Genomic DNA, 9,403 nt, shown 5'->3' on the forward strand with positions numbered 1-9,403 from the left:
GATGTGAAGCCGCCCGGGAGGGGCCGTGCCGTACCGGGGCCCGGCCGCGGTGCTGGACCGCCCTCGCGGGGATCGCACGCCGGATCAGGCGGCGACGTCTTCCTCGGCGAGGAGGTTCCGGGTGCGGTTGGGGTCGATGTGGACGCCGGGGCCCATCGTGGTGCTGATGACGGCCTTCTTGATGTACCGGCCCTTGGCCGCGGACGGCTTCAGCCGCAGGACCTCTTCCAGCGCCGCCGCGTAGTTCTCCACCAGCTGCTTCTCGTCGAACGAGACCTTGCCGACGATGAAGTGGAGGTTGGCGTGCTTGTCGACGCGGAACTCGATCTTGCCGCCCTTGATCTCGGTGACGGCCTTGGCCACGTCCGGGGTGACGGTGCCGGTCTTCGGGTTCGGCATCAGACCACGCGGACCGAGCACACGGCCGAGGCGGCCGACCTTGCCCATCAGGTCCGGGGTGGCGACGACGGCGTCGAAGTCCAGGCGGCCCTTGGAGACCTCGTCGATCAGTTCGTCGGAGCCGACGATGTCGGCGCCGGCGGCCTCCGCGGCCGCGGCACGCTCACCGGTCGCGAAGACCAGGACCCGGGCGGTCTTGCCGGTGCCGTGCGGGAGGTTCACGGTGCCGCGCACCATCTGGTCGGCCTTGCGCGGGTCGACGCCCAGGCGCATGGCGATCTCGACGGTCGCGTCGAACTTGGTCGGGGAGGTCTCCTTGGCGAGACGGACGGCCTCCAGCGGGGCGTAGAGCCGCGTCCGGTCGATCTTGGCGTCCGCGTTGCGGAGAGCCTTGCTGCGCTTCACTTCTGCTCCAGTTTTCTGGTGTACGGAGTCGTGGTCCAGGGGGCCAGCGCCTGACCCTGCCACTTCCATCTGTCTGTGCCCGGCGCGCCCGTCCGGCTCGACCGTCCCAAGGGAACGGGAAGCCCGGCGGGTACCCGGCGGGTACCGCGAGCGGAGCCGCTCAGCCCTCGACGGTGACGCCCATCGACCGGGCGGTGCCGGCGATGATCTTCTCGGCGGCGTCCAGGTCGTTGGCGTTGAGGTCGGGCATCTTGGTCGTGGCGATCTCGCGCACCTGTTCACGCGTGATCTTGGCGACCTTCTTGGTGTGGGGCTCGCCGGAGCCCTTCTCCACGCCCGCGGCCTTGAGGATCATCTTCGCGGCCGGCGGGGTCTTGGTGATGAAGGTGAAGGAGCGGTCCTCGTAGACCGTGATCTCCACCGGGATGACCCAGCCGCGCTGCGACTCGGTCGCGGCGTTGTAGGCCTTGCAGAACTCCATGATGTTCACGCCGTGCTGACCCAGCGCGGGGCCGACCGGCGGGGCCGGGTTCGCGGCGCCGGCCTGGATCTGGAGCTTGATCAGCCCCGTGACCTTCTTCTTCTTGGGAGGCATGTTCTCTCCGGGTCCTGGTGAGAGGTGTCGAATCCCCCGACGGGCTGATCCACCCGTACGGAGGCATACCGCACCACGATAGCCCGTATCGCGGTGCGGTCGGAAACCGGCCAGGCCGGGCGACCCCTCAGGGCTGCCCGACCTGGCCGGAAATCGGTGACCGGAAGAACCGCGTCAGTTCTTCTGGATCTGGTCGAAGCTCAGCTCGACCGGGGTCTCGCGGCCGAAGATCTCGACGAGGCCCTTGACCTTCTTCGAGTCCGGGTTGATCTCGTTGATCGTCGCCTGGAGCGTCGCGAACGGGCCGTCGGTGACGGTGACCGAGTCCCCGACCTCGAAGTCCAGCACCTGGACCTCGACCTTGCGGCTCGGCGCCGGCAGCCCGGCCTCGGCGGCGGCCTCCGCCGCGGCGCGCTCCTCCGCCTCGGGGGCGAGCATCTTGACAACCTCGTCCAGGGTCAGCGGGTACGGGTCGTAGGCGTTGCCCACGAAGCCGGTGACGCCCGGGGTGTTGCGCACGACGCCCCAGGACTCGTTCGTCAGGTCCATGCGCACCAGCACGTAGCCGGGAAGCTTGTTCTGGCGGACGTTCTTGCGCTCACCGTTCTTGATCTGGACGATCTCTTCCTCGGGGACCTCGGCCTGATAGATGAAGTCCTCGACGTTCAGCGAGACGGCGCGCTGCTCCAGGTTGGCCTTCACGCGCTTCTCGTAGCCCGCGTAGGTGTGGATGACATACCACTCGCCGGGGAGATGACGCAGTTCGTCGCGGAGGGCGGCGACCGGGTCGACCGGCTCCTGCGCGGCCTCGGCCCCGGTTCCGTCAACGGGCTCGGCGGGACCGGTCGCCGTCTCGGCCGGCTCGTCCCCGGCGGTGTCGGCAGCTTCGGCCTGGTCGACGCCGTCCGCCGCCGCCTTGTCCGCCGTCTCGACGGCGTCGGGCGCGGTGTCGTCACCCTCGACGGGGTCGACGGCGTCGTTGAGGTTCGGGTCAGACACGGTGGCTGCTTCTTCCTGGCTTCAAGGGGTCGAACATGCGGAAAAGTGCCCCGGAGAGGCACTCCGCGGGCTTGTCAGCCGAAGACGTACTTGACGACCTCGGTGAACCCCCAGTCAATCACGGTCACCAGGCCGATGATGACGAGGACGAAGATGATCACCACGGTCGTGTAGGTGGAGAGCTGCTTCTTGGTGGGCCAGACGACCTTGCGCAGCTCGGCGACGATCTGCCGGTAGAACAGGGCCAGACGGGCCAGAGGGCCCTTCTTCGCGCGCTTGCCACCGCGCCGGGGCTTGTTGTCGTCCTGCGACCGCCCGGGCTCGGGGACCTCGATGGAGTCCGTGATCTCCGCCACTCGTCCTCACCTGATCCCGGTCCTGGCCGCGTGCCGTGCCGCGTCCGGCCCGGCCGTACGGCGGTGCGTCCAGTTACGTACACGTGCACGCACCCCTGGTTCAGATGCGTGAAGCAGGGCCGGAGGGACTTGAACCCCCAACCGCCGGTTTTGGAGACCGGTGCTCTACCAATTGAGCTACGACCCTTCGCCGTTCCCAACCTACCGCATCCGGTCGGCGCCGCGGATTACGCGGACCGCCGGTGATCGGCCGGGACCAACGACGGTGAGTGTACGTGCTTCGCGCGCCTCCGTCGAACACGCAACCCGTATCGCCCCCGATCCTCCCGTTCCTCCCGCCCGTACACCGGTGCTCTCCCCTTCCGATTCCCCTCCGTTCCGCCCCCGGCCCCCTTCGGCCCACATGCCCGGGCGACTCCCCGTCTGCGACGATGCCCCCATGACCGCTGCAACCCCTTCCAACCAGTCACCCACCGAGCGCCGGGTCTCGGCCCGCGTCGGCTCGATCTCCGAGTCCGCCACGCTCGCCGTCGACGCCAAGGCCAAGGCCCTCAAGGCCGCCGGGCGTCCGGTGATCGGCTTCGGCGCGGGCGAGCCCGACTTCCCGACTCCCGACTACATCGTCGAGGCCGCGGTTGAGGCCTGCCGGAACCCGCGCTTCCACCGCTACACCCCGGCCGGCGGGCTCCCCGAGCTGAAGGAGGCCATCGCGGCGAAGACGCTGCGCGACTCCGGCTACTCGGTCGAGGCCTCCCAGGTGCTGGTCACCAACGGCGGCAAGCAGGCCATCTACGAGGCCTTCGCCGCCATCCTCGACCCGGGCGACGAGGTCATCGTCCCCGCGCCGTACTGGACCACCTACCCCGAGTCGATCCGGCTGGCCGGAGGCGTCCCCGTGGACGTGGTCGCCGACGAGACCACCGGCTACCGGGTCTCGGTGGAGCAGCTGGAGGCGGCCCGCACCGAGCGCACCAAGGTGCTGGTGTTCGTCTCCCCCTCCAACCCGACCGGCGCCGTCCACTCCCGCGCCCAGGTCGAGGAGATCGGTCGCTGGGCCGCCGGGCACGGTCTGTGGGTGCTCACCGACGAGATCTACGAGCACCTGGTCTACGGCGATGCGGAGTTCTCCTCGCTGCCGGTGGTCGTACCCGAGCTGGCCGACCGGTGCGTGGTCGTCAACGGCGTGGCCAAGACGTACGCCATGACCGGCTGGCGGGTCGGGTGGATCATCGGCCCGAAGGACGTGGTGAAGGCCGCCACCAACCTCCAGTCGCACGCCACCTCCAATGTCTCCAACGTCGCCCAGGCCGCCGCGCTGGCCGCCGTCTCCGGCGATCTGGAGGCCGTGGCGCGCATGCGCGCGGCGTTCGACCGCCGCCGCAGGACGATCGTGCGGATGCTGAACGAGATCGACGGCGTCACCTGCCCCGAGCCGGAGGGCGCCTTCTACGCCTACCCGTCGGTCAAGGGCGTGCTGGGCCGGGAGATCCGCGGCCGGCGCCCGCGGTCGAGCGTGGAGCTGGCCGAGCTGATCCTGGAGGAGGCCGAGGTCGCGGTCGTCCCCGGTGAGGCGTTCGGCACCCCTGGCTATCTGCGGCTGTCCTACGCGCTGGGCGACGAGGACCTGGTCGAGGGCGTCTCCCGGATCCAGAAACTGCTGGCCGAGGCCAAGGCCTGACTCGGCCCTGAACATGCGGGCGTGTCGCGAGTGCGGCAAAATCCTCGGATGGAAAGCGCTCGTGATGTCCGCAAGCTCCCGAAGGCCCACCTCCACCTGCACTTCACCGGGTCCATGCGCCCGTGCACACTGCTGGAGCTCGCCGACAGACACGGCGTCCACCTACCGGAGGCGCTGAGCAGCGGCCGTCCCCCGAAACTGCGGGCCACCGACGAGCGCGGCTGGTTCCGCTTCCAGCGGCTGTACGACGCCGCGCGCTCCTGTCTGCGCACCCCCGACGACATCCGGCGGCTGGTGCGCGAGGCCGCCGAGGAGGACGTGCGGGACGGATCCCGCTGGCTGGAGATCCAGGTGGACCCGACCTCCTACGCGCCACGCCTGGGCGGGCTGATCCCGGCGATGGAGATCATCCTGGACGCGGTGGAGGGCGCCTCCGCCGAGACCGGGCTCGGCATGCGCGTGCTGGTCGCCGCGAACCGTATGAAGCACCCGCTGGACGCCCGCACCCTGGCCCGGCTGGCCGTGCGCTACGCCGACCGCGGCGTGGTCGGCTTCGGCCTGTCCAACGACGAGCGGCGCGGTTTCGCCCGCGACTTCGACCGCGCCTTCGCCATCGCGCGCCGGGGCGGCCTGCTGGCGGCCCCGCACGGCGGCGAACTGTCGGGACCGGGGTCCGTCGCCGACTGCCTGGACGACCTGCGCGCGGGCCGCGTCGGACACGGGGTGCGCGCCACCGAGGACCCGCGACTGCTGGCGCGACTGGCCGCGCAGGGCGTCACCTGCGAGGTCTGCCCGGCCTCCAACGTGGCCCTGGGCGTGTACGACCGGCACGAGGACGTACCGCTGCGGACCATGTTCGAGGCGGGGGTGCCGCTGGCACTGGGCGCCGACGACCCGCTGCTGTTCGGCTCCCGGCTGGCCGCGCAGTACGAGATCGCGCGGCGGTACCACGGCTTCACGGACGAGGAGCTGGCGGAGCTGGCCCGCCAGTCGGTGCGCGGCTCACGCGCGCCGGAGGACGTCCGGAAGGTGATCCTGGCGGACATCGACGCGTGGCTGGTGGAGGAGCCGGAGCGGATCCCGTCCCGCGGGCTCCGCTGAGCCCGCTCTCCCGAGCCCGTCCGGGAGGGGTCCGGGAGCGGCCTCAGAGCGAGCAGCCGACGGTCACCGGTTCGTTGACCAGCGTCACCCCGAAGGCCTCGCGCACTCCGTCGCGGACCTCCCGGGCCAGGGCGAGGAGGTCGGCGGTGGTGGCCGAGCCCCGGTTGGTCAGGGCGAGGGTGTGCTTGGTGGAGATACGGGCCGGGCCGTCGCCGTAGCCCTTGGCGAAGCCGGCCCTGTCGATCAGCCAGGCGGCTGAGGTCTTCACCAGGCCGTCTCCGGCCGGATAGGCCGGCGGGGCGGCCTCCGGCCCCAGCCTCTCGGCGACGCGGGCGAGGAAGGCGGCGTGCTCGTCCTCGGTGAGCACGGGGTTGGTGAAGAAGGAGCCGGCCGACCAGGTGTCGTGGTCCTCCGGATCGAGCACCATGCCCTTGCCCGCGCGGAGCTTCAGAACGGTCTCGCGGGCCCGCTCCACCGGCACCCGATCACCGGTCCCCACGCCCAGCGCGCGGGCGGTCTCGGCGTAGCGCAGGGGGGCCGAGAGGCCGTCCGCGTCCTCCAGTTCGAAGCGGACGCGCAGCACGACGAAGCGGGTGGGGTCGGCCTTGAAGCGGCTGTGCCGGTAGGAGAAGCCGCACTCGGCGGCGGGGATGACGACGGTCTCACCGGACCGGCGGTCGTAGGCGACGACCTCGGTGATCGTGGAGGAGACCTCCTGGCCGTACGCGCCGACGTTCTGGATGGGCGTGGCGCCCGCCGACCCGGGAATGCCGGCCATGCACTCCACGCCCGCGAGCCCGGCCTCGACGGTGCGGGCGACGGCCTCGGACCAGTTCTCGCCCGCGGCCAACTCCAGACGGGTGCCCTCCAGGCGGAAGCCGGTGGTGGCGATGCGCAGGGCGGTGCCGGCGAAGCCCTCGTCGTCGACGACGAGGTTGCTGCCGCCTCCGACGAGCAGCAGCGGGGTGCCGTCGGCGTCGGCGGCCCGTACCGCCTCGGTCACCTCCTCGTCGGTGGTCGCCGTGACCAGGCGGGCCGCGGGGCCGCCCAGGCGGAAGGTGGTCAGCGGGGCGAGGGGCGCGTCGTGGAGTTCCTGCACGCGCCCAAGAGTACGAGAGCGGCCGTACGCGCCCGCGTACGGCCGCGTCCGCCGGCCCGGCGCTCCGGCGGCCCGCTCAGGCGAGCCGGACCACCGCGCGGGACATGCCCAGCACCTTCTGCCCGGCGCTGGTGACCTTCAGGTCCACCCGGACGGTGCGGGCCTCGTCGTCGAGCTTGGCCGCGACCTTGCCCGAGACCTCGATCACGGCACCCGAACCGTCGTCGGGGACGACGACGGGCCTGGTGAAGCGCACGCCGTACTCCACGAGCGCACCGGGGTCGCCGGTCCAGTCGGTCACCACGCGGGCGGCCTCGGCCATGGTGAACATCCCGTGCGCGATGACGTCGGGGAGGCCGACCTCACGTGCGAACCGCTCGTTCCAGTGAATCGGGTTGAAGTCGCCGGAGGCGCCCGCGTACCGCACGAGCGTGTCGCGGGTCACGGGGAAGCTCCGGGCGGGCAGCTCGGCGCCGGCCTCGACGTCCGCGTACGCGATCCTCGCCGTCATCCGTCTCACTCCCCCTGCTCGTCGGCCGCGCGGGCCACCAGCTTGGTCCAGGCCGTAACGACGTGCTCGCCCGTCTCGTCGTGCACCTCGCCGCGGACGTCCAGGATGTCGTTGCCCGCCATGGACTTGACCGTCTCGATGGTGGAGGTCACCGTGAGCCGGTCTCCGGCACGCACCGGCCGGGTGTAGGCGAACCTCTGGTCGCCGTGCACCACCCGGCTGTAGTCCAGTCCCAGCTTCGGGTCCGCGACGACCTCCCCGGCGGCCTTGAAGGTGATGGCGAAGACGAAAGTGGGCGGAGCGATCACGTCGGGGTGACCGAGCTCACCGGCCGCCTCCGGGTCGGTGTACGCGGGATGGGCGTCACCGATGGCCTCGGCGAACTCGCGGATCTTCTCCCGGCCGACCTCGTACGGCGCGGTGGGCGGATAGCTCCGCCCCACGAAGGACTGGTCGAGCGCCATGGCCCGGTACCTCCATACGGCTTGTTGGTGGTTGCTGAATCGGACGGCTCGGACGGACGCAAAGCCGTGAGGCCGCCCCCGCGAACGGGGGCGGCCTCACGGCTTTGCGTGTCTGTGCGCGGCGGCCTGGCCGGTCGCGGCGCTTATCGCGTCTCGCGGTGCGCGGTGTGCGCGTTGCAGCGCGGGCAGTGCTTCTTCATCTCAAGACGGTCCGGGTTGTTGCGCCGGTTCTTCTTGGTGATGTAGTTCCGCTCCTTGCACTCCACGCAGGCCAGCGTGATCTTCGGGCGGACGTCGGTGGCAGCCACGTGAGTGCTCCTTGACGGCTGGGACGGGTTCAACGCAGAAAGAGTAGCCGATCGGAGGACCGACCCCTCAATCGGCTACTGGGTTTGGTAGCGGTGACCGGACTCGAACCGGTGACACAACGATTATGAGCCGTTTGCTCTACCGACTGAGCTACACCGCCGCGATGCGGGCGGCCCCCGTCTCTCGACGGGGAGCCCCACACATCAGAGCCCCAATACGGAATCGAACCGTAGACCTTCTCCTTACCATGGAGACGCTCTGCCGACTGAGCTATTGGGGCGAGCGATGAAGACATTACACGTTCCGGGTGCCGAACGTGAAATCCGTACCGGCCACACCTCCGTACGGCGGCGCGGAGCGGCCACCGGTACGACTATTGGGCCCCCACGTGATGGCGGCACGCCCCGGGCCCGCCCTGGTCCTAGGCTTCGGTGCACCCAGCGATCATGAGTGAAACGCGGGAGCCTCATGCCCGACAGCCAGCCGCAGGAACCGGCGCAACCCGATCGCGACGCACCACCTCATCCGGGCCCCTCCGACCGCCCGGGCTCACCGGGCGGTCCCCCGGACACCGCTTCGGAGGACGCCCCGGCGCCGACCGCGCTCGTCCTGTGCGGTGCCCGGCTCGCCGACGGCCGCGCCGTGGACGTGCGGATCGGCGGCGGGCGGATCGAGGCGGTCGGGACCGCGGGCAGCCTCTCCTCCCCCGCGCCTGCGTGGGTCACCCGGATCGACCTCGACGGCTATCTGCTGCTGCCCGCGCCCGCCGAGCCCCACGCCCACTACGACACCGCGCTGACGGCGGACGAGGGCGCGCACGGCGCCCTCGGCGCCTCCCCGTACGGCCCCAGAGACCCGTACGACCCCGGGCGCCTCCGGCAGCGCGCCGCCGAGGCCGCCCTGCTCCAGCTCGGCCACGGCGCGACCGCGGTGCGCACCCATGTGCGCGTCGGCGACATCGCCGGGCTGCGCGCCCTGCGGGCCGTGCTGCGGGCCCGGAGCGCCCTGCGCGGGCTGGCCGACCTCACCGCCGTGGCCGTGCCGCGGCTTCTGACCGGCGCGGCGGGGGCCGACGGACTGGCGATGCTGCGCGAGGCGGTGGGCATGGGGGCCACCGCGGTCGGCGGCTGCCCGGACCTCGACCCCGACCCGGCCGGTTACGCGGAGACCGTGCTGAAGGTGGCGGCCGAGTACGGCTGCGCGGTGGACCTGCACACCGACGGCTCCGACCCGGTCCGGCTGTCGCGCCTGGCCTCGGTGGCCGGCGGACTGCGGCCCGGGGTGGTCATCGGCCCGTGCGACGGCCTGGCCAGGCTGCCGCGGGAGACCGCGGCCCGCGCCGCCGAGTCCCTCGCGGCGGCCGGTATCACGGTGGTCTGCCTGCCCCAGGGCGGCTGCGGCCTGCCGCCGCGGGCGGCCGAAGGCCCTCGCACCGCGCCGGTGCGGCTGCTGCGGGCGGCGGGGGTGCGGGTCGCCGCGGGCAGCGG

The 9,403-nt window shown here is 71.6% G+C and carries 11 protein-coding genes and 3 tRNA genes; 3 read left to right on the forward strand and 11 right to left on the reverse strand.

The window, feature by feature from the left end:
• Positions 1–84 precede the first annotated feature (84 nt).
• The 5 genes from rplA to LJ221_RS07270 form a co-directional block, all read right to left on the reverse strand.
• Positions 85–804, reverse strand: coding sequence for a 50S ribosomal protein L1 (gene rplA, locus LJ221_RS07250; protein ID WP_241714756.1), 720 nt, complete (start codon positions 802–804; stop codon positions 85–87).
• Positions 805–964: 160 nt separating this feature from the next.
• Positions 965–1,399 carry a 50S ribosomal protein L11 gene (gene rplK / locus LJ221_RS07255; protein WP_093660552.1) on the reverse strand — a complete coding sequence of 145 codons (435 nt, stop codon included), beginning with the start codon at positions 1,397–1,399 and terminating at the stop codon, positions 965–967.
• 174 nt (positions 1,400–1,573) lie between these two features.
• Positions 1,574–2,398, reverse strand: coding sequence for a transcription termination/antitermination protein NusG (gene nusG / locus LJ221_RS07260; RefSeq protein ID WP_241714758.1), 825 nt, complete (start codon positions 2,396–2,398; stop codon positions 1,574–1,576).
• Positions 2,399–2,472: 74 nt separating this feature from the next.
• The gene (gene secE, locus LJ221_RS07265; RefSeq protein ID WP_241714759.1) at positions 2,473–2,754 is read right to left on the reverse strand and encodes a preprotein translocase subunit SecE; all 282 of its coding nucleotides are present in this window, start codon (positions 2,752–2,754) and stop codon (positions 2,473–2,475) included.
• 114 nt (positions 2,755–2,868) lie between these two features.
• Positions 2,869–2,941 (reverse strand) — tRNA-Trp (locus LJ221_RS07270).
• A gap of 252 nt (positions 2,942–3,193) precedes the next feature.
• Here LJ221_RS07270 and LJ221_RS07275 point away from each other — a divergent pair.
• Positions 3,194–4,432, forward strand: a complete 1,239-nt coding sequence (locus tag LJ221_RS07275; RefSeq protein ID WP_241714760.1) for a pyridoxal phosphate-dependent aminotransferase — start codon at positions 3,194–3,196, stop codon at positions 4,430–4,432.
• A gap of 48 nt (positions 4,433–4,480) precedes the next feature.
• Positions 4,481–5,533 (forward strand): adenosine deaminase, encoded by a 1,053-nt coding sequence (locus tag LJ221_RS07280; RefSeq protein WP_241714761.1) that lies wholly within the window; start codon positions 4,481–4,483, stop codon positions 5,531–5,533.
• A gap of 43 nt (positions 5,534–5,576) precedes the next feature.
• Here LJ221_RS07280 and LJ221_RS07285 read toward each other — a convergent pair whose 3' ends face one another.
• The 6 genes from LJ221_RS07285 to LJ221_RS07310 all read right to left on the reverse strand — a co-directional run bounded on the left by LJ221_RS07285 (position 5,577) and on the right by LJ221_RS07310 (position 8,196).
• Positions 5,577–6,632 carry a UDP-N-acetylmuramate dehydrogenase gene (locus LJ221_RS07285; protein WP_241714762.1) on the reverse strand — a complete coding sequence of 352 codons (1,056 nt, stop codon included), beginning with the start codon at positions 6,630–6,632 and terminating at the stop codon, positions 5,577–5,579.
• A 76-nt stretch (positions 6,633–6,708) separates the two neighbouring features.
• Complete coding sequence (locus LJ221_RS07290) at positions 6,709–7,143, reverse strand: MaoC family dehydratase (RefSeq protein WP_241714763.1); 435 nt, start codon at positions 7,141–7,143, stop codon at positions 6,709–6,711.
• Positions 7,144–7,148: 5 nt separating this feature from the next.
• On the reverse strand, positions 7,149–7,607 hold the full coding sequence (locus tag LJ221_RS07295; protein ID WP_241714764.1) for a MaoC family dehydratase N-terminal domain-containing protein: 459 nt from the start codon (positions 7,605–7,607) through the stop codon (positions 7,149–7,151).
• Between the two features lie 143 nt (positions 7,608–7,750).
• On the reverse strand, positions 7,751–7,915 hold the full coding sequence (gene rpmG, locus LJ221_RS07300; RefSeq protein ID WP_003948671.1) for a 50S ribosomal protein L33: 165 nt from the start codon (positions 7,913–7,915) through the stop codon (positions 7,751–7,753).
• An 85-nt stretch (positions 7,916–8,000) separates the two neighbouring features.
• Positions 8,001–8,076: transfer RNA gene (locus tag LJ221_RS07305), tRNA-Met, on the reverse strand.
• Positions 8,077–8,123: 47 nt separating this feature from the next.
• Positions 8,124–8,196, reverse strand: a tRNA-Thr gene (locus LJ221_RS07310).
• 188 nt (positions 8,197–8,384) lie between these two features.
• Between LJ221_RS07310 and LJ221_RS07315 the strand changes: the two genes are divergently transcribed.
• Positions 8,385–9,403, forward strand: a 1,019-nt coding sequence (locus LJ221_RS07315) for a hydrolase (RefSeq protein ID WP_241714765.1), incomplete at its 3' end; no start/stop codon positions are given.

The organism is Streptomyces sp. CNQ085 (assembly GCF_022614595.1).
Taxonomy (GTDB): domain Bacteria; phylum Actinomycetota; class Actinomycetes; order Streptomycetales; family Streptomycetaceae; genus Streptomyces.

Bases quoted from the DNA above. Each gene is read 5' to 3' on its own strand.
- LJ221_RS07295 (WP_241714764.1), bottom strand. From the start codon at position 7,607: ATGGCGCTCGACCAGTCCTTCGTGGGGCGGAGCTATCCGCCCACCGCG.
- LJ221_RS07280 (WP_241714761.1), top strand. From the start codon at position 4,481: ATGGAAAGCGCTCGTGATGTCCGCAAGCTCCCGAAGGCCCACCTCCAC.
- LJ221_RS07290 (WP_241714763.1), bottom strand. From the start codon at position 7,143: ATGACGGCGAGGATCGCGTACGCGGACGTCGAGGCCGGCGCCGAGCTG.
- LJ221_RS07275 (WP_241714760.1), top strand. From the start codon at position 3,194: ATGACCGCTGCAACCCCTTCCAACCAGTCACCCACCGAGCGCCGGGTC.
- rplK (WP_093660552.1), bottom strand. From the start codon at position 1,399: ATGCCTCCCAAGAAGAAGAAGGTCACGGGGCTGATCAAGCTCCAGATC.